This window comes from Paenibacillus lautus, from assembly GCF_050482385.1.
Lineage (GTDB): Bacteria > Bacillota > Bacilli > Paenibacillales > Paenibacillaceae > Paenibacillus_AQ > Paenibacillus_AQ lautus_B.
Map to the genome: position 1 here is coordinate 75,314 of NZ_JBCNHV010000015.1, position 20,508 is coordinate 95,821.

Annotated in this window: 18 protein-coding genes; 4 read left to right on the forward strand and 14 right to left on the reverse strand. The window is 47.8% G+C overall.

Annotated features, from left to right (window positions below; all coding sequences use genetic code 11):
* Window position 1: 1 nt before the first annotated feature.
* The 14 genes from ABEW73_RS18850 to ABEW73_RS18915 all read right to left on the reverse strand — a co-directional run bounded on the left by ABEW73_RS18850 (window position 2) and on the right by ABEW73_RS18915 (window position 17,238).
* Window positions 2-1,765 (reverse strand): sensor histidine kinase, encoded by a 1,764-nt coding sequence (locus ABEW73_RS18850; RefSeq protein ID WP_430165965.1) that lies wholly within the window; start codon window positions 1,763-1,765, stop codon window positions 2-4.
* A 59-nt stretch (window positions 1,766-1,824) separates the two neighbouring features.
* The gene (locus ABEW73_RS18855) at window positions 1,825-3,237 is read right to left on the reverse strand and encodes an ABC transporter substrate-binding protein (RefSeq protein WP_430165967.1); all 1,413 of its coding nucleotides are present in this window, start codon (window positions 3,235-3,237) and stop codon (window positions 1,825-1,827) included.
* Window positions 3,238-3,438: 201 nt separating this feature from the next.
* Complete coding sequence (locus tag ABEW73_RS18860) at window positions 3,439-3,939, reverse strand: endonuclease/exonuclease/phosphatase family protein (RefSeq protein ID WP_430165969.1); 501 nt, start codon at window positions 3,937-3,939, stop codon at window positions 3,439-3,441.
* Window positions 3,846-4,256, reverse strand: coding sequence for an endonuclease/exonuclease/phosphatase family protein (locus ABEW73_RS18865; protein WP_430165970.1), 411 nt, complete (start codon window positions 4,254-4,256; stop codon window positions 3,846-3,848). Before ABEW73_RS18865 ends, ABEW73_RS18860 begins: the two co-directional genes overlap by 94 nt.
* A gap of 255 nt (window positions 4,257-4,511) precedes the next feature.
* Entirely contained in the window at window positions 4,512-5,504 is a 993-nt protein-coding gene (locus tag ABEW73_RS18870; protein WP_430165971.1) for a hypothetical protein, read from the reverse strand.
* Window positions 5,505-5,853: 349 nt separating this feature from the next.
* On the reverse strand, window positions 5,854-6,249 hold the full coding sequence (locus ABEW73_RS18875; protein WP_430165973.1) for a DUF5360 family protein: 396 nt from the start codon (window positions 6,247-6,249) through the stop codon (window positions 5,854-5,856).
* 38 nt (window positions 6,250-6,287) lie between these two features.
* Window positions 6,288-6,848, reverse strand: a complete 561-nt coding sequence (locus ABEW73_RS18880) for a TetR/AcrR family transcriptional regulator (RefSeq protein WP_430165974.1) — start codon at window positions 6,846-6,848, stop codon at window positions 6,288-6,290.
* Between the two features lie 190 nt (window positions 6,849-7,038).
* On the reverse strand, window positions 7,039-9,363 hold the full coding sequence (locus ABEW73_RS18885; RefSeq protein WP_430165975.1) for a glycoside hydrolase family 3 N-terminal domain-containing protein: 2,325 nt from the start codon (window positions 9,361-9,363) through the stop codon (window positions 7,039-7,041).
* 34 nt (window positions 9,364-9,397) lie between these two features.
* Window positions 9,398-10,975 carry a response regulator transcription factor gene (locus ABEW73_RS18890; protein WP_430165976.1) on the reverse strand — a complete coding sequence of 526 codons (1,578 nt, stop codon included), beginning with the start codon at window positions 10,973-10,975 and terminating at the stop codon, window positions 9,398-9,400.
* Window positions 10,959-12,758 carry a cache domain-containing sensor histidine kinase gene (locus ABEW73_RS18895; RefSeq protein WP_430165978.1) on the reverse strand — a complete coding sequence of 600 codons (1,800 nt, stop codon included), beginning with the start codon at window positions 12,756-12,758 and terminating at the stop codon, window positions 10,959-10,961. The genes ABEW73_RS18890 and ABEW73_RS18895 overlap by 17 nt, the downstream gene beginning before the upstream one ends.
* 47 nt (window positions 12,759-12,805) lie before the next feature.
* Entirely contained in the window at window positions 12,806-13,636 is an 831-nt protein-coding gene (locus ABEW73_RS18900; RefSeq protein ID WP_430165980.1) for a carbohydrate ABC transporter permease, read from the reverse strand.
* Between the two features lie 16 nt (window positions 13,637-13,652).
* Entirely contained in the window at window positions 13,653-14,525 is an 873-nt protein-coding gene (locus tag ABEW73_RS18905; RefSeq protein WP_430165981.1) for a carbohydrate ABC transporter permease, read from the reverse strand.
* Window positions 14,526-14,624: 99 nt separating this feature from the next.
* Window positions 14,625-15,920, reverse strand: coding sequence for an extracellular solute-binding protein (locus ABEW73_RS18910; RefSeq protein WP_430165983.1), 1,296 nt, complete (start codon window positions 15,918-15,920; stop codon window positions 14,625-14,627).
* A gap of 301 nt (window positions 15,921-16,221) precedes the next feature.
* Entirely contained in the window at window positions 16,222-17,238 is a 1,017-nt protein-coding gene (locus ABEW73_RS18915) for a glycosidase (RefSeq protein WP_430165985.1), read from the reverse strand.
* A gap of 309 nt (window positions 17,239-17,547) precedes the next feature.
* On the opposite strand from ABEW73_RS18915, the gene ABEW73_RS18920 reads away from it, so the two are divergent.
* From ABEW73_RS18920 to ABEW73_RS18935, 4 genes are all read left to right on the forward strand, one after another.
* Window positions 17,548-18,144 carry a class I SAM-dependent methyltransferase gene (locus tag ABEW73_RS18920; RefSeq protein WP_430165987.1) on the forward strand — a complete coding sequence of 199 codons (597 nt, stop codon included), beginning with the start codon at window positions 17,548-17,550 and terminating at the stop codon, window positions 18,142-18,144.
* Between the two features lie 208 nt (window positions 18,145-18,352).
* Window positions 18,353-19,048: a response regulator transcription factor gene (locus ABEW73_RS18925; protein ID WP_430165989.1), complete on the forward strand. Its 696-nt coding sequence runs from the start codon at window positions 18,353-18,355 to the stop codon at window positions 19,046-19,048.
* On the forward strand, window positions 19,038-20,096 hold the full coding sequence (locus tag ABEW73_RS18930; RefSeq protein ID WP_430165991.1) for a sensor histidine kinase: 1,059 nt from the start codon (window positions 19,038-19,040) through the stop codon (window positions 20,094-20,096). The genes ABEW73_RS18925 and ABEW73_RS18930 overlap by 11 nt, the downstream gene beginning before the upstream one ends.
* 101 nt (window positions 20,097-20,197) lie before the next feature.
* Window positions 20,198-20,338, forward strand: a complete 141-nt coding sequence (locus ABEW73_RS18935) for a hypothetical protein (RefSeq protein ID WP_430165993.1) — start codon at window positions 20,198-20,200, stop codon at window positions 20,336-20,338.
* Window positions 20,339-20,508: the final 170 nt, after the last annotated feature.

Genomic DNA, 20,508 nt, shown 5'->3' on the forward strand with positions numbered 1-20,508 from the left:
GTCAACTCCCTTCGAGTTGTGGGAAACGGGGGATGATAATCGAAACTCGGGTACATACATTAGGTTCGCTTTCCATGTGCAAATCAGCCGTGCTTCCATACTGAAGCTGTAATCGCAATCGGACATTATATAATGCATAACCGGATGTAACCGAGGATGCCGATTGTCGAAGAAGGGGATCAGCTGGATCCTTCTCGTTCAGTCCCATACCGTTATCTTCTACGATGAAGTACAGATAGGTGCTATCCTGTTTCACCTGAATCCGTATGAACCCACCCTCATTGCGATCGTTAAAGCCATGCAGGATTGAATTTTCAACCAGCGGCTGCAGCATGATTTTCAAGATCGGGTGCTGCATATCCACTAAGGGATCTACCTCGATATTGTAGGTAAACAGCGTTTCATAGCATTTCTGTTGAATTTTTAAATACTGCTCCACGTGCAGAAGCTCATGAGCAAGCGTTGTCATCTCTTTGCCGCGATTGAGGCCGAGCTGAAACAGCTGTGATAAGGACAGCACCATGTCCTGAACATCCTCCAATTGATTCAGCTGGCACTTCCAGTACACCGTGTTAAGCGTGTTATATAGAAAATGAGGATCAATTTGAGCTTGCAGGGCTTTCATCTCGGACTGGCGTTTATCCTTCTCTGCCTGCTTCACAACGTCAAACATTTCATTAAGCTCTTCCAGCATCCGGTTAAAACGATAACCGACCTGCGTAATCTCATCATTGTATTCGCTTTCATAACGTACGTTAAGATCGTTCATCTCCACCCGTTTCATTAGTGATTGCAAGAGGCTTAACGGTCTTATAAGCAATCGGGTCAGCATATTCGCAAAAGCAAACGATACGAGCAAGCATCCCGTAATAACCCCAAGAATGGTCAGCTTAATGCTGTCCATCTGCTTCATCAATTCGGATTTAGGCAGGAAGCTGAATAGCGTCCACTCCTTTACTCCACCTAGCTTGGTAAAGTTAACCAAATACTCATAACCTTGATCCGAATATTCAAAGCTTCCCTGCTCAGCTGATAAGGCCTCCCTATATTTAGGTTCATGTTTCAGCGTATCCGCGATGATGGAATTGTTTAACAACACATCGCTCCCATCGGATGAGGCCAGAAGATGGAATTGTTTGCGATTTTTATCCTCCGAAGCAATTAAGGATCGAATTGAGTCGATTTTGACATTCGCTACAACGTAAATATCTTCGATATAATGAGAGGGTATGCCCTCCATCACAAAGGATATGACGTTCTCCCTGCTGGAAAAGAAACGATCCTCATGACCGGCCACCCATAATTTGCGCTTCTCGCTTTTGATATGCGTATACAGCTCCGAGTCATAGAACGAATGGGAGAAGTTACGCTGCTGACTTGTTTGATAATAGTCACCCTCGCGCGTGGCGATAAGTATGGAATCGATGACTGGTTCATACAGCTTGGTCTGCACAAAAGTCGATTGCAGCCCGGACAGATGTGTGTAGTAGTTTTCCGCCTCCGAGTAGCTGCTGTCCATCCCTAACGCTCTTCGGTAAGCCGTATTGACCATCATCGAGTAAACCGCTTGCGTAATATGATTCAGCTTCTCATCTAACACCTTCGAAGTTTGATGAATCGTTTCCTGACTTAGCTGATAAGCGTTGTCCTTCACAACTTCCTCCGCGATCATGTAGCTTAACGCACCTGCGGTAGTAACCGCAAAGATGACAATGAGCATAAACGCGATCCAGATTCGGCGTCTGAACGATAGTCGGTAGAGCATAGATCAACATCCTCCGTCTCTAAGTTTCGGCTGTGGCTGCGGTTGTCCGTAATAGTAGATCAATCACTTTGCCATGAGACATCCTGAGGATGCAGCGGATCAAATGACGGAATAGCTTGCATATTCACTCTGCCGGCGGCCCGTTCCTGATCTAATGCTGCGTTGTAACGCGCGTTCAGATCCTCAACCAATCGATCAAGATCTCCGCCGATCATAATGTACTTGACGAATTCGTCCTCCCACTCCTTTCCCTTTGGTTTGAATCCTTGAGGCGATGCAGGCCATATCCCGTCATAATCACCTGGAAAAAAGCCGGTGATGCCGTCGATATCGGGTTTCCTGGCTTTAGCGGCTATCGCATCCACGGATAAAATGCCAAGTCCGGCTTCCTGATACCCGATCAGCACTTCATCGCTATACATATAACGGAGAAACTTCCAAGCTTCCTCCTTGTGCTTCGACTGGCTGCTAATCGATAACCACCTCGTCGCTCCAACTCCCTGGTTGATCACTCCTTTATAGGTTCCGTCAATCGATGGGGGAAGAGCAGCTCCCCATTGGATCTTAGCCGGAAATTGAAACTTATAAATGCTGGGTTCCGAAGAATAGGACAGATACATCCCGATCTTCCCGTCGGCAAATTGTGCTCGAAGCGGATCGATATCCAGGGATTCCGATCCCGGCAGCGTACTGCCATTCTCCATCATGGTCCGGAACGCGCTAATAATCGGTATGAAACCCGTAAAATCATAGACGCCTGTTGAAAAGTCATAACCATCACCGCTGATTCCGCTTATTTCCGCAATCGGAACAGCTGACCGGCCAAGTGCGCTGGCAGGGATTTTATAGGGTAGAGCAAAACCGTAAACCCCATCCGCTCTGCCAATGTCGGTGATTCGGCTCGCCGCCTCCACCAACTCGTCAAGCGATTTCGGTGGCGCGGTTATGCCAGCACGTTCAAACAGCTCCACATTATAAATAAGTCGCAGAGTAGATCCGCTGTTGGGAAGGCTGTATATGTATGGATCAAACACATTATATCCTTCAATGAAGGCTTGCTTCCCGAACCTGTTTCGGATCTCAGGCGTTAAATATTCATTCAAAGGCTCTACATAGCCTTTTCGGGTCATTTCAGCGAGATCGATCGGGGTGAAGATATCAGGGGATTGCTCACTGGCAAATGACAAATCAAGCGATTGGGCAAAATCATCTGCCATAACCGTCATCTCAACCTCAATCAGATCGGAATTCTCTTGGTTATAACGATGAATGACCTCTTTGATATAATTCGCGTCATGGCGCCCCGTTGACCAGAATCTCAGCTTTGTCTTTTCTTCGGCACCAGCTTTATCCGATGTCGTTGAGTACGAAATTAGACGGTCAGAGCCCTGCCCTTTGCCACCCTGCATGCACCCTGTTACGGTTATGCTCAAGCACATCAATGCAATCATCGGTAATCTCCAAGTGATCATGCATGCTCCCTCCTTGTGCTTGTATCGTAGCATAACCTATTTTGTGGATATAGACAGAACGGTAAAAAAACTGTAAAGGGAAGAATATCGATTCATCTCCTTAAACGAAAGAGGCTACCCCAAGCAAATGCCTGGTGGTAGCCTCTTGACCATTGTTATGTCCTATCTGTTTGGACCTAATCTTAAGCCTCCCGCAAATTTCTAACGCTCGAATGTCAATTCGGCAGCGATGGGCAGATGATCCGAAGCTTCCGTATGGATCACGCGCTGATTCGAATGCCGAACAGCTGGAGATGTCAGAATGTAATCGATCGTTGCCGACGGATTGATTACAGGGAACGTATAGGCATCTTCAATTCCCTGAAAGCTGTTTACGAACAAACCGCTGTCCAGCAACAATTTAACCTCTGAACTGTCAGGTTCTGCGTTGAAGTCGCCCATCAGCAGCGCCGGTCCCTCAGAGGCTGATGCAGGCTCAATGATTTCCTGCGCCTGTGCCGTTCTGCTGGTCACATCCAGTCCAAGATGCGTGTTGTACACATCCACGTGGATTCCCTTCAGATTTACAACAGCATGTAGGACACCGCGCTGCTCCTTCCCGAAGCTGCTTAGCAATACATTCTCGGATCGAAGGATCGGATACTTACTGATGATGGCTGTTCCATACTGACGGTTATTTGTCTGACCTTCCGCAGGTTCCAAATCAAGATTGGCACCATAAGCATAGTGATACCTAGCAAACCCGCCAGTTCCTTCGCTTGATCTTGAAAGTCGCTTCGTTCCCCGTAAAACCGGTCCACTTCTTGAAGGACGACAATCTCTGCGCCGGAATCACGGATGACTTCAGCGATTCTTTGCAGGCTTAACTGTTCATCCAATCCAACCCCGTGATGGATGTTGTAAGACATCACCGTTGTGCTTACTTCTTTGCCTTCTCCTTTTCCATCCGCCAGCACACCCGTTGTAAACAAGGGAGCAAACAACAGGCAAGCGATAACCGAGATGACGCTCTTTTTCATGGACGAATCTCCCTTCCTAGTCGAATGCCGAACGATACTATAAGGTGAACTAAAGATTCTTAGCCTGAGCATCACTACCAATGCGGATTATTCTTACGATCGCTGTTGCCCCCAGATTTCTTCTATTCATCCGTATCATGGTTGAAATCCGGGGGCAGTATCTGCTTCCGATGCGAGCTTTCCTTTGGAAAGCTTTCGGGCGACCTCTTCGTTTCTCCAGAATAATTCCGCCTCAGCGCCTGACTCGCGTGGAAATTAATTAAATATGCTGTCCGGAACGTAATACACTTTTTGTGTATCTTTTTTGTTTGATGGGTCCGTTACGATCGTAAAATAAACGTTGCCGTTCTTAGTCTGCACTCCCTCGATTTCATGGTTCCCTACATTCGTGATGCTCACGAGGGTTTTGTATGTCCCTGCGTTAGTCATCATGGCAATCTGCGGGATGTCGCCTTCCCCACCGCCTGACGTATATATTTTCGTCTGACCCAGCATGTCAGCTCCCTGGAAGGATCCGTTCGGCCTTACGATTGCACTGCCCGACTGCGTAAAGCTGCCAACGGCGGCGTTAACCGCTGCTGCGCTGTCCATCCTCACCTGTTCATTGCTGTCCAGAAGCTTATTGAGTGCGACCGTGTCATAAATGGACCAAGTTACAGTCCCTTCTTTCGTCTGAACGCGGAATACCGTATGAGTACTGTTACCGCCACCATCCACACGGTAGGTCTCACCTAGCCTTGCCCCCGTTTTATTGGCGTAATTCATATAAGTGAAACGATGCAAATCCGTATAATCCACGGTCTTGCCAGCCGAATATTGAAGTCTTGCTACCTGCAGCGACCAGTAATAGTCAGTTGAAGGATCTGCCTTCGAACTGAAATAAAAGTAATTGATGCCGTTGTACGTGTACATATCCAGCGTTTGGCAGTGGCCGGTATTCGTGACGGTCATTTCATCTACATAAGTAGCGTCTTTCCCGTTAATGAGCAGTCTTGAAAGATAGCAATTTCCCTTCGACCGCTGTGTGACATAGAGATATTTATCCGCGATATAAGCCTTTTGAACTGCCACGTTATGATTCAGTCCCTTTAAATTGTAGGCAAGCGTTGCCGAAGCGTTGAGCGTTTTCTCTGGAGTTGCCGCGAATGCGGGCAATCCGGACAAACAAAACACGAGAGCTGCAAGTATTGCGGACGTGAGAATTTTTAAGTGCCTTTTCATATGGTTCAACCCTTGAACGTCAACCATAAATACACCTCCATGAATAGTAGGAAACAAATTGGACTGCCCCCGAAAACGTACTAAAAACAAGGTTCAAGCGGGCATTTTTGCCATGACTATAGGATACACTCCTCCTCTCTGTATACAGAATCATCGTTTCATTCCAATCAAGTTTCTGCTTCTTTACAGAAAATGGGGGGATCCACTACTGAGTTTACCATGTACCTCAAGAATTTCCCGTGTATAAAATACTTAAAGTTAGATAAACCTCATGGTCCTTTAGCCCTTTTTTTCGTTGGAGCTCAGAATATGTCGTCAATGACTGTTATCAAATGCTCATCTGATACAGTGAAACAAAAAAACAAAAAGCCGTGAATTAACACGGCTCCTTGGTCTCAAGCAGTTTTGGGATGAAAAACAATGGATATAACAAGAGGTACAGGTTAGGCACCCACCACATGATGTCGAAGTCGGTCTTCATGATCCAGAAAACGATCGCCTGCAGCCCGGAACAAAATGTCAGGGTAAGCGAGATTAAGGCAAAGTTTCTCCACTTTATATTCTTGTGTTTATGTAAGTAAAGACTGTACATTCCGGTGATGGAAATGAATATATCCAACGGGAAGAACGACCAGTTCCAAGCCACTAACAGCTCATTGGTATAATCCTGATATAAATATTCCTTAGGGATTAAGGCTAGCGCGGTGACTATCCAATACAAGATAAATCCGATATCCGTAAATAAAAACAGCCCTCTTAATGTTTTACTCAAATGATACCCTCTCTTCTCCTTAATGAACTAATGATTGATCAGCCTTCCTTCTTGATAATACCGGATAAAAGGATCTCTCCCATATCCCGTAGGCCCTCATGAAGTGTTATGCTGCTTTTTGGGGCAGCCGAATCCTCAATTAATCGATAGAAGCCCCCTACATACAAATCGATAAATATTTTGGTATTAAAAGAGCGTAACAGTCCTTGATTGATTCCTTCATGAAATAGTTCAGTGATGCTGTCCCATTGCTTATTCAGAAATTGATCCAACTGGTCCCATTGGCTAGGATAATAACGCTGCAGCTCCGTGATGAGTTGCATCTCGATAAACTGAAAATCTGCCGGAATAAGGATAAGACATTTCTTCAGTTTATCTAATGTACCAAGGTCGGCGTTATTCAGGATTTCCTTCTCTTTATGCTGAAGTTCGGCAATCGCCTTATTCAGGATTTCAGCAATCAGCTCGTCTTTGGAAGGAAAAACGCCATACAACGTCTTTGTGCTCATACCCAGCCGTTTGGCAAGGTCACCCATCGTAAATCGTAATCCTCTTCTCCTGATTTCATGGCTTGCCGCCTCAACAATTCGGTCTCTCAATAGGTACACCTCCTTGTCCAGGAAAACAAAAAAATATTATCATTTTCCTAATTTTCCTAAATGATATCCCGATTCCTTGTTAATGTCAACGTATAAGGCTCTTCACAACAAAAAGAGACAGCATGGAATGCTGTCTCCAAAATATCGAAGATTAGACGGATGTATACAAACTCCTTGTTACAGCCTCCGTTTAGGCCTTTAACTTCAATTCAACGACGCCAGTGTCCCAATCCGAGTGGGGGCCCGCAACGATGTTGACTCGACAAGGGACGACATCGTAATCCATGTTGCGGTTCCAGATGGCCAGTTCCTCAAAGCCAAGCTCGAACGTAACGGTGGTGCTCCCACCGGGCTCCAGCGCTACCTTTTTGAATCCCTTCAATTCTCGCAGGCGACGGGTGATCCCTGATTGATCGGCTTGTATGTAGAGCTGTACGGTTTCGTACCCCTTTATCTTTCCGGTGTTTTTCACTTCTACGCTCACCTCTGCCCGTTCTCCCGATCGAAGCTCGTCAATCGTCATTTCCTTCTGCGAGATGACCGGAGATCCGTATTCAAACGTGCTGTAACTCAGTCCGAATCCAAACGGATATATCGGTTTGGACGGCATATCGACATAGGGACGGGGGCGGCCTGCGTTTTTCTGATTATAATAAACCGGCAATTGACCCACGGAGCGTGGTATGGATACGGAAAGCTTGCCGCTGGGATTCACCTGACCAAACAGAATCTCGCCAATGGCACGGCCCCCTTCGCTTCCAGGATACCAGGCACACAGCAGTGCATCGCTGAGTTCAGCCACCTCGCCGATGGCCAGTGGACGTCCCTGTATGAGCACGGTAATCAACGGCTTCCCGAGCGCGTGGATTTCACGGACCAGCTGTTCCTGAATGCCGCCTAACCGCAGATCGGCAAGATCGACTCCTTCGCCGCAATCCATCTCCGTTGGATCTCCTTCTGCTACGATCGCAGCGCCGTTATTATCGAAGGTGTCCCCGAATTGACGGGCACTGCTGCCGCCGAGAACGAGCACGACCGCGTCCGCGGAGCGGGCAGCTTCTATCGCTTCGGGCAAGCCCTGCGTGGACATGCCTCGGACGCTGCATCCGTGAGCGAAGACGATGTCCGTACCTGCGGGGGCTGACATTCGAATGCCTTGAAGTGCTGTGACCCCGCTGCCCTCGCGCTGAACGCTGGTGTAGTCCCCAAGCTGGTTGTAGAGCCTGTCGGCGTTAGGGCCGATGACCGCCAGCCGTTTGATGCTGCTGCGATTCAGCGGCAGTAAGCTTTTGTCGTTTTTAAGAAGCACAACCGCTTCTCTCGCAACGGAGACATTCAAGTCTTTAGCGGCTGCATTGTTCACGGTCGAAGCTGCCAAACCTTCGTCTATGTATGGGTACTCGAACAGTCCTAGTCGGAATTTAAGTCGCAGCACTCGACCAACCGCGCGATCGATGTACTCCATATCGGCCTTCCCTTGTTTCACCGCTTGTTCAAGCGTCGTGAATGACTTGTCCCACAGGCTAAGATCAACCCCGGAAGAAAGGGCAAGCCCCGCTGCCGACTCATAATCTCCCGTAATGGACACCAAACGGTCGATGGCCGTTCCATCCGCCATGACGATCCCATCGAATCCCCATTCATCTCTCAGAATGTCAGTTAACAGCTTATCATTGGCATGACAAGGAATGCCGTCAAGTTCATTATAAGCCGCCATAACGCCGGCCGCCCCTGCCTCTATCCCGGCCTTCGCGGCAGGCAGATGAATTTCTCGAAGCTCCCGCTCGCCAACGGGAACGGGTCCTGCATTGCGTCCGCCCTGCCCTGCTCCCTGAGCGCATAAATGCTTGAGCACGGCAACCGCCTTGTCCGGGTTCTTCCATTCTTCCGGGTTTCTTCCCTGCATGCCATGAACAACTGCCTCCGTCATTCGTGCTGCCAGATAAGGATCTTCTCCGTAACACTCCTCGGAGCGTCCCCACCGCGGATCCTGCAGGATGTCCAGTACCGAGACCAAGCCTATATGGGCCCCGCGGCTTCGGATCTCGGAGGCCACTTGGGAATAGACCCGCTCAATTAATTTAGGATTCCATGTCGATCCGATGGCCATATTGACGGGGAGAAGCGTCCCGTCAAGCGCCTGATGACCATGGGGGCATTCCTCCGAGAGCAGGACGGGAATGCCTAGCCGGCTGTGTTCGATCACATAGCGCTGGACGGCATTCGCGACTTTCGCATTGTCTTGCGTAGGAATCCCGTTCTCATAGGTCACCCCGGACCATGGGTCCGCCCGGAATAATCCATACAGCGCCCCCATACCGGCGCCCCAATCGACATGCTCCTTAAATAGCTCGGTCAGTTCAAACTCTGCTTCGGTCCCTTCGCATCTCCGATAAGCCATCCAGCCGTACAAATGCTGATTCAGCTGCCCTACCTTTTCACGAAGCGTCATTCTGGACAACAAATCGTCCACACGCTCGTCTACGGAAAGCGCAGCATTACGATATTTCTCCATGTTCCCTATACTCCTTCCATCCTGGCAATCATGCTCATTCCTTGATATTCAAGACCCGATATTTCTTGGGCGTCATACCCGTATACAGTTTGAAGACGGATACAAAATACTTGTATTCTTTATAGCCGACGCGATCGGCAATCTCAAACACCTTGTCCTGCGTCGTCAGGAGCAACTTTCTCGCCTCGTTAATACGCAATTCGTTCATGTATTCGCTGAAACTTTTTCCCGTGCTTTGTTTGAAAATATTGCTGAAATAGCTTGGCGTAATTTTCAAATACGCAGCCACTTCCGATGCTTTCAGATCGCTAAGATAATGTTCTGCCATATACTTCTTGGCCTTCTCAATGATCCAGAATGATCTGTCGATGCCAACCTTGTCGATGAGCTGCAGAAGATCACGCACTTCCGTGGATATCGCCTGCCGGATCGCATCAGGATGATTGCATATATCCAAATCGAACGTCCTTTCCAAACCATGCTCAAGCTGGGTCAGCCCGCTTTGTCGAAGGCGCTGCCGCAGCATGATCGATAATTCATCACATGCCTTCACCATATCCGTCAATAGATAGCGCTGATCGCGGAAAAATTGGAACATGCCGCCGACAAGCTCTTCCAGCATATTTGCATCCTGCTTGAATAACGCCACGGACAGCTTCGAGACCATGTCCGCACTATCAAAATCGCGCAGCACCCGACCATTATCAACCTTGGTCCTATAGGCTCGATCCAGCAAAGGGCAGTTATCCAAAGCATAATAAGGCAGCAAATTTCGAACTTCTGAACACATGGCTGCGGTTTGATCCAAGGAAACGTAGGCCTCCGATACCGCACAATACATGCGATGCTCTATCGGCCAATAATCCAGCATTCTTTGCAGGATTTCATCCCACTGCCTTTTCAGTAGCGGTTGATCTGTCATCAGCAGGGTCATCAACAAATTTTTATGCACGAATACGGATACGTGACGAACACGGCTAGATTCCAGGTTTTCGCGTATCGTGCGCAGCCACAATTGCTGAAGTATCGCAAAATCCTGTTCGGTCATGGTAGCCGCGAGGTTCGAGAACATCTCCAGTTGCGTGGCAATGAGTTTATACTCGGCACTGTTTAATAGGTATGGAGGCGCAGGCTTAGCTATTGTAGTTTCGTACGGCGCGGCCATTTCAGCAAGCCAAAGCTCGGCGTCCTTCACTGAACCCTCGATTCGGGTATCCTTCCGGCGAACGTCTTCCACGATTCCAGCCACGACTGTAACCAATTCTTCAATATCAACGGGTTTCAACAAGTAATCGGTTACATCAAGCTTGATGGCTTGGCGTGCATACTCGAATTCCTCATAACCACTGATCATGATGACCCGAACTTGAGGGTAGCAGCGCTTCAGCTCTTTAGTAAGCTGAAGACCGTCCATTCCCTCCATCCGGATGTCCGTCAGAACCAAATCAATCTCTTGTTCTTGGACCACCTGCAGCGCTTCATTGCCGTCATAGGCTTCCGCAACGACTTCAACGCCATGATCTGCCCAATCAATCGTATAGCGCAGGCCTTGACAGATCACGGGTTCATCGTCAACGATGAGCATTTTTACTGTCTTATCGTGTTGCATCATGCGATTCACCACCGTAGGTTTCAGAATGTGGGAGCTTGAGGCGAATCAAGGTACCTTGCCTTGAAGCCTCAACGACTTCCAGCCCGTAACGTTCTCCAAAAAATAGGTAAAGACGTTCATGAATATTGCAGAGTGCACCTCGATTGTGACCGGTTTGTACCCCGTTACAGAGAGACTTTCGGACCTCCTCTAACGTAACATCGTCCATTCCTCGTCCGTTATCCTGCACGTCGATCCAGATTTCATCCTCACGCTTGTATGCTTTGACCGATATCTTCGCTACCGGCTCTCCTCGATCGATGCCATGCTTGAGGAAATTCTCTACCAAAGGTTGAATGGTAGCCTTCAGAGTTAGCGAATTTACCAAATCATATTCCATGTAAAGCGTGTATTTCAGTTTTTGACCCAGCCGCCTCTGCTGCAAATACAGATAAGAGCGCACGAATTCTATTTCCTTTGCCAGACTGGTCTCGTAATGGCCATTATTCAGGCTGGAACGCAAAAATCGAGACAAGATTTCGATGAGCTGACTGGATTCGCTCGCCTTCTCCAGCCTGGCGGTCCAACGGATCATATCGAGCGTATTGTAGAGAAAATGCGGATCCATCTGTTCCTGTAGCAGACGCAGCTCCGATTCGCGCTCCCGCAGTTCCAGCTTGTATTTATGCTCGATCAGTTCTTGAATCGTGGATACCATGTCGTTAAACCTGCGGTTCAGTTCGGAAATCTCGTCCTTGGAACGTATAGGAACCCTGGCGGAGAAATCGCCGAGTTTTACCCGATTGGTCTCAATTTTCAAGCGCAGGATCGGCCTGATGATCGTATAGTGGAAGCCGATCAAGGCTAATAAACCCAACAGGAGAATCCCGACGAGAATGACCTGCATCAAGATTCTTACGCCGCGTATATCCTGATCAAGAGCAGCCTTGGGCACCATGGAAACGATATTCCAGTCGGTGTTTTCCATCCGTTGATGAAAGGTCAAGTATTCATCACCTTCGTGACGGTAAGTGAAAGTTCCCATCGTCCCTGTGGTTACGATATCCGTAAACGCTGCCTCATCGCCGATATTCAAAGGAAACCTATCTTTGGAAGGCAGAACGGGTTGTCCTTCGGAATCCACGATGAATACCATCCCCTCATCCCTCGTCAACCCCCGCTGAAGCTGTTTTAATATACTGGCTTCATCCATGCGGATCACGAGCCGGGCAAGCGGCAGCGTGATCTCGTCGTAGGAATTCAGTACACGGAACAAGGAAACGAGGCTTACTTCTCCATACCAACCGCTGGTTGAAGGATAGCCCCTGCTCCACACGATCCCGCCTTTATGCTCGTCCGCAAGCCGGTTCCATGACTCTTCATTGCCGTGAATCGGCTCGCCCATCTCAATGGAATTGCCGTTAAACCCGGTGATCGAAATCGATTTGATATAGTTTTTGGACATTAACTGAAACGTCAGAAACCCTTCGAGATTTTGCTTCAACTGCTCAGCCCTCCCGCTCTCTGGCGGTGGGTCAAGGCGCAGGTATTGGCGCATGTCATGGCTCAGGATCAAATAATCGGCTATATCCTCAATCATGGTCGTTTGCTCTTCCAACTGATTCGTTACGATCTCCAGGCTGCGCTGGCTTGATTGGATAAATTGATTGCGCAGCACTTCGTTCAGCTTGTCTTGGGCCAGGACGCCGACCCCAAGCGTTGGCAGAATGACAAAAAAGAGGAAAATGACCAGAGCCTTCTGTTTCAGACCATAATTCCCGATCCAGCCAAAACTGCCGCGCATGTCCATTCCCTCTTTCGATGTCTTCATGATGTTGAATAGAAACAGGATTAACCTTTTACTGCTCCTGCCGTCATGCCGTTAACAAGTTGTTTTTGCAAAAGCAGGTAAAAAATAATGATCGGTATAAGTGCGATCGTCAGTGCAGCCATTTGCAGCGTAAGGCTGGCCGTCTCAATGCCTACAAAGTTGGCGAGCCCAAGCGGCAATGTCTTCAGCGACGACGAACTGATCAAGACGAGCGCAAACAAATACTCGTTCCAATTATAGATAAAGTTCAATATAACCACGGTTGAAATCGCTGGCCGCGTGATCGGCAAAATGATCGACCAGAAAATTTTGAATACGCCTGCACCGTCCATGACGCCCGATTCTTCCAGATCTTTCGGAAATCCTCTCATGAAGCCCTCCAGAATAAAAATCGTTAAGGACAAATGGAAGGCCGTGTACGGAAGGATCAGCGATAAATGGGTATCCAGCAAATGCAGATTCCGCATGATTAAGAAGATCGGAATCAAGGTCGCGTGAATCGGAACGACCATGCCCAGCAGAAATATCGCGTAAGTCGCACCGCGCAGCTTAAAATTGAACCGGGCCAAAAAGTACGCGGCAAGCGATCCGAGAAGGACCGTCACAATCAACGACACAACTGTTACAATGATGCTATTAAGGAAGTAGGTATCCATATTCGCGACTTCCCACGCCTTCGCGTAATTAGAGAATTGCAGTTCAGTCGGTATGGAGAACGGGTTCGCCGCATATTCCTGCTCGGTTTTGAAAGAATCTACAATCATCCAAAAGAAAGGGATTATATTAATAATAGCGAATATCCCCAAAAAAGTGTATGCCGTTAAATGGAACCATTTCGTTTGTCTGTACATCTCCTCCCTCTCCCTTCTATTCTTTTTCTCTAGCGATTCGATTCACGATCGTAATGACGATAAGGCTAAACAGCAAAATCAATACGGATACCGCGCTGCCGTAGCCGAATCTCATATTCATAAATGAGTTGTTATACATATAGACAGTCATAACCTCCGTCGCATGTGCCGGTCCTCCGCCGGTCATGATCTGGATCAGATCGAACACGCGGAACGAATTGCTGATGCTGTATACAACGGAGACGAGCAATGTCCCCCGGATCATCGGAATGGTTATCCGCATGATCCGGCTTAAACCGGTTGCCCCATCCAGAGCAGCCGCCTCATTGACTTCATCGGGGATATTCTGCAATGCGGCCAAAAGAATGATCATATATAATCCGCAGTTTTGCCATATATAAGCGATGCTGATGGAGATCATGGACCAAAACGGATCGCCCAGCCAATTTTGCTGCCAGCTCTCAAGCCCCAAAACGCCTAGCAGGTTGTTCAGCATCCCGTATTCCGTGTTGTATACCATGCCCCAGATCAGGGACACCATAACCGATGAAATGACCACGGGCAAAAATCCGATGGTCCGGAAGAAACTGGAGCCCCTGAGCCCACGATTCAATAGCAGGGCAAGCAGCAGGCCAAGCGGGATTTGTCCCGCTATCCCGGTAAACATGATAATGATGTTGTTTTTAACGGACAGCCAAAAAATATCGTCCTTGAATATATCAACAAAATTGTCCAGCCCGATAAAACGCATAGGCGTGATCCCATCCCAGTTCATCAAAGAATAATAGACCGATAAGCCGATGGGAAAAATAGCAATACATATATAGATAATGAGTGCTGGCGCCAAGCCCAAGAAAATAGCCCATTTCGTATGCTTAAGCGTATGCATTGGCGTAACTCCTTTCTTTCTGCCTTTAATAAGAAAAACCCGCTGCCGGGTTTTTCTTTGTGCCATCATGATCTTGACTTAAGTAAGGAAATTTGTTTCTTACTTCATGCTGTCGAAAGCTTCCTGCACCTCTTGGGCGAGCTCCTCCGGCGTCCCTCTGCCGATGGTCAGAGCTTGCAATCCGTTCTGCATGACGTCAGTAACTTGCGTCGGAATGACGCTGTCGAACACCGGTGCCGTTCCCTTGTTGGTCAACTCCAGCATTTCCTTGAGATACGGACTCGCGTCTTCAGGAATTTCAACGTTGGCTGGTACGACAACGCCTTTACTGATCAGATCTTTGTACAAGTCCTCATTGACGAAAAACTTAATAAATTCCTCAGCAGCCGCTTTCTTTTCATCGCTCAGTCCCTTTTTAATGGCAATGCCGTATTGAACGACGCCGGCGCTTTTCACCGGATCGCCAGAGCCACCTGGAACGCTTGGGAAGAGCGCAATGCCGAATTTGTCCCCTTCCTCGTTGTTGATACGGATCCTTCCGTCAACGGTAGAAGAAGAGATATGCATGGCTGCCTTGCCTTGGATGAAGTAATCCTGGCCTTGCACGGAATCCATGTTGTTTGCATCGGTATTGAATGCCCCCAGCTTGGCGAGTTCGTCGATGACGGCAATCGCTTTCACATATTCGGGATCGGTAAATTTGGCTTCCTTGTTCAGAATTTTCTGCAAGAAATCACTGCCTACATAACGGTCTCCGATAATGGACAAGAAGGACGACTGAAGCGGCCATTTCTCTTTGTTGCCCAGAGAGATCGGCGTAATACCGGCTTCTTTCAGCTTTTTCACTGCATCAATGAATTCGTCGTAGGTAGCCGGAAATTGGTCATAGCCGACTCCAGCGAACATTTCCTTGTTGTAGTAAATAATATCCACGAAGGTTTGTTTGGTCGGCACGGCAAATTGACTGTCGTTCTGGTTAAACCCGGCCAATGCGTCCTCCGGCAAAATCTCCTTCCAATTGTCCATCAGGCCATCCAGCGGCATCAGCAGATCTCCGGCTACCAAGGGAGCCAGATCGGCACCAGGCCATACTACATTAATATCCGACAGGTTGTTTGCGGCAGCCAGCGTGCGCAGTTTCGTTTTATACTCGGTTGCCGCTACCCCGTCCTGCTTGATGATGATGTCAGGATGCTGTTTTTCGAACTCGGCGATCCGTTCCTTGTACACCTCGTTATCCACGTTCGGCGAAGTCCATGGATGCATGATGTTCAACGTAACCTTTTCCGGTTCGGCAGCGTCTTTCTCTCCAGATCCGCAGGCTACGGTTGACATGAGCAGCAGCGCGGCTGTTCCGGTGAGCAGCATCGTTCTAAGCTTCTTAGACGTTTTCATGTTTTCATACCCCTCTCTTTATATGTTACATATAATGTTCTTATATTTAACAATATAAGATATATTCATTATACAATTAGGCTGAAGATCCCAATATCCATTAAAAAAACGATTTCATCTAATATTTTTAAGTCGTTTTAAATCACACGGAAACTTACAAAATACATAATTTCAGTTTTAACGTCAATTTTAATAACATCAAATTTGCAAGTTTTCAAATAAATGGTATCGCTTACATATTAGATTCTAGGGAAAGCGCGACAGAGAAACCAACTGCTCTGCCACGCCTTCACTCCTCTCGTTATTGCGGTTCGTTCAAAATATAATCTACCAACTCATCCAGAGGAACCGTTGCGAGGGCAATCGCCGTATCCGTCACGCCATAATAGATATAGAGGAGCCCGTCCTTGACCACATTGCCTGTCGGGAAGACGACATTGGGAATCTGATAGCCGAACTTCTCATAATACGTCTCCGGCTCCATAATGAAGCGACGGGTTCTGGCGATGAATTTTTCCGGATTTTCCAAATCCAGCAGCAAGGCCCCTACGCGATACACTGTATCCTCGTCCACGCCGTGATAAAGCACCAGCCATCCTTTGTCTGTTCGCACCGGAGGCGTCGAGCCGCCGATTTTTTTAAACTCCCAATCGTTGTTCTCGGCCTTTGCCAACAGCTTGGGCTCGTCCCAATGCACCAAGTCTTCGGAGTAGCTGATCCACATGGCTGCTTTTTCTGTTCCGTATGGCTCCCCTACATATTCTTCCGGTCTGCGAAGCAGCACATACTTGCCGTTGATTTTCTCCGGGAACAGAATGTTATCGCGATCATTGATATCCAGTGGCGTTGTATCGCACAGGTACTCCCAGTGAATGAGATCTTTGGAAGTCAATATCCCGGAACGCGTCAGCCAGTGACCTTCCTCTTCGCCCCAGCCGTCCGGATACTCGGGAATCGAGCGTTCGGGGATGCCGGCTCCCGTCGGGTAATAGTTCATGGCGCACGGACGCAATGCATAGTTCAAATAAAAGGTATCGTCGATCTTGACGATCCGCGGGTCCTGGATGCTGCCGTAGGGGAATCCCAGCTGGTCCGGCGTTACAACGGGCTCGTCCAGCACGTGGGTGAAATGCACGCCGTCCGTGCTTTCCAGGAGTCCCAGGTAGTTTTTGCAGGGAGTCAGGGAGCCTGCCGTCCGTTCAATCATATAGAATTTTCCGTTATCGATAATGACGGCCGGATTGAATACCGTCACCTTTCTCCAATCGTAAAGTCCAGGCACTACGATCGGATTCTCCGGATGCCGGGTAATTTTCATGGATAAGCCTCCTATGGTCGTTATGTAAGTGTTATCAATTTCTTGATTTCATTATAAGAGGCTTGGCCCATTCATAATATCCTGCAAACTTTCAATATTATCCGAAATATTGATCTGTGATCCCTGGCAACATAATAAAACGAGCAGGCTGTCGCGGCACCTGCTCGTTAATGATGGGTATTAAGCTCACGAACCTCGATACGGTTTTTCATATATTCTTCAGAAATAATTCAGAAATTCCTCCGTTTTATCCCAAGATCTCCCCCTTAATATGGAACCAATCACATGATTCTAGGGGGAAATGACATAATGACAAAGCTAATGGATTGGTTACATGAGCAAACCATGTTTTTAGGCAGATTTCTTCTTTCACCGGGACAGATCGGGAGTGTAGCGCCAAGCTCTAAAGAGCTTGCCCTTGCTATGATGAAGCCAGTGCCCTGGGGCCGTATACGAACGGTAGCGGAGCTTGGCGCCGGCACAGGTGTAATTACGAAGCAAATACAGCTGGCGGCCGGAGCGGAAACCCAAGTGATTTTATTCGAAAAAGATCCTTATCTGCGCGGGCAGCTGAAGGAACGGTATCCGAATTATCCCTGTTACACCGATGGCAGCCACCTCCGGCTTTTTCTTAAACAGGAGGGTATCGAATCACTGGACTGCATCATCAGCGGACTCCCTTTTTTCAACTTTCCGCAATACATTCGGGATCGCATCGTCGCCGAAATTGTGGCAACATTGAAAAAGGACGGGCTCTTTATTGCTTTTCAATATTCACAACAGATGAAGAGGCAGCTCATGGAGCATTTTGACATCCTCGACATCCATTTCGTGCCTAGAAACTTCCCTCCCGCCTTCGTATACGTGTGTCGGAAAAAAGAAGGCTCGAGTAAGGCGAAACTGTAAGACTAACCTGTCTTCAGCGCTATTTGGTGATAATCCTATGCTCTGCTGAATCCATGAACATCATAAGGCAGTTGTCCGCATTGTTTTTTTCGATGGTTTAAAACTTTATCATTTCTTGTCCGATATGATACTCTTTCATTAGATTGTGAGAAATTCAACGTGGATCTACTAAGAACGGCAAGCATACTTTGCAAAGGGGAACTCGTCCTTGAACAACATTAACATTCTGGTCGTCGATGATGACAAGGAAATTCGTGATGTCCTGCATGTTTATCTTCGCAACGAAGGCTATCACGTATTGGAGGCCGAAGACGGACTGCAGGCGCTGGAACTTCTTCAGCAGCATCATATTCAACTCATAATTCTCGATGTAATGCTGCCGAAAATGGACGGCATTGCCGCCTGTCTCCAAATCCGTGAGCGATCGGCGATACCAATTATCATGCTCTCGGCCAAAGTGGAATCACTGGATAAGATTACCGGACTTTCCACTGGAGCGGATGACTATGTCACAAAGCCGTTCCATCCGGTAGAGCTTATGGCGAGGGTAAAGGCACAATTGCGGCGGCAAAATTTCCTGAACCTCCGGGACGAGGACCAATCCGAGATTCGCATCGAGGACCTGGTCATCAACAAAAAACAGCATGTCGTTACGGTTCGTGGTATGGTGGTTTCCCTGACACCTATTGAATTTTCAATCCTTGAGCTCCTCGCGGCAAATCGCGGACAGATTTTCAGCGTAAGCAAGATTCATGAGTGTGTTTGGAAGGAACAGACTCCATTTTTCTCAGATAATACGGTGATGGTCCATATCCGCAACATCCGAGAAAAGATTGAGCTGATCCCCCGTGAGCCGCAGTACATCAAGACAGTTTGGGGGGTAGGCTATAAAATTGAAAAATAAACTGTATTTCATGCTCACGGGCGCCGGCAATTTACGCATGCGGATGCTTTGGTCCTTTTTCATCAGTATACTTGTGGGTTTGTTAGTCTCCCTGGCGACCCCTCGATTCTCAGAAGTCTACTATGTGAATTTGCTGGTTGTGCTGCTGTCGTTCATCCTCCCCTTCTTATTTACATTCTTCTTCTTGACTCGCAACATCATCAGATACGTATCGGAAATGGCATCTGGTCTGGACATCGTCGCCCAAGGCCAGTTGCATTACCGGGTCAAGGTAAAAAGAAAAGATGAACTGGGGGATATTGCGCTGAATATCAACGCCATGGCCGAGAAGCTGGAGAAGCAGATTGGCCGGGAACGACAGATCGAGAAAGCCAAATTGGAGCTGATCACCGGCGTTTCTCATGACTTGAGAACACCCCTCACCAGTATTATCGGTTACCTGGATTTACTGAAAGATAAGGCGTACCAGGACTCAGAGGAACATGACCGTTTTGTAAACAATACCTACAATAAAGCGCTGCAGCTCAAACAGCTCATTGACGATTTGTTCGCATACACCCGATTAGCTTCGAATGAAACAAAGCCGGAGATGGAAAGGATTGACCTGAGGGAACTGCTGGTTCAGCTCTTGGTTGAGTTGGAGCCAATTGCCAAGGAAAACCAGCTTCAATTGGAGATGAATATCGATGAAAGCCCCCTTCTGCGTGAGGCGGATCCAGAGATGATTCGCAGAGCTATCGACAATCTGTTGATGAATGCGCTCAAGTTCTCGGTGAAGCCTGGCATGATCAACATTACCTTAACTCGTTACGATAACCATATGGAACTGTCCATTGAAAATGAAGGAATGCCGATTACGAAAGAGCAGGAGGCGCGGCTATTCGATCGTTTCTACAAAGCCGACGACTCCCGTACCGTACAGAAAATCCAATCCGGTTCAGGACTTGGACTTTCCATTGCCCGCAGCATTATTGAGCTGCATAACGGAGTGCTTAAACTCAAACATCGTAACGGTCATTTTTTGTTCAGCATGATCCTCCCTTTATGATAAAAACACTCCTCGATCTTTCTCTCATGCTCTTTTCAAAAGCTATTGGTGTGCTCTAAAATGGATATGGAATATAATCCCAATAGAAAAGAGGTTTGTCCATGAAAAGAAGATTCGTTTTATTGCTTGCTGCCTTATTCGTCACCGTCTCCTTATCAGCCTATTCATCTATCGCAGTCGCTACAGATGAAACGGGGTACAGCGCACATTCGGATCGTCAAACAGGTACGGTAAAACCATAAGAGCTTCTTGAGGATGTGTGAGTCGACTTTAATTTCATCCGTTGATTCCTTACGCAATGATTGAGTTAATACGATCGTAAAATCAAGAAAGTCGCCAATATGGCGACTTTCTTATGCGTGTATGTTCTTGCCCTGCGGATTACTCAAAGCCAATAATCGGATGAGGAACA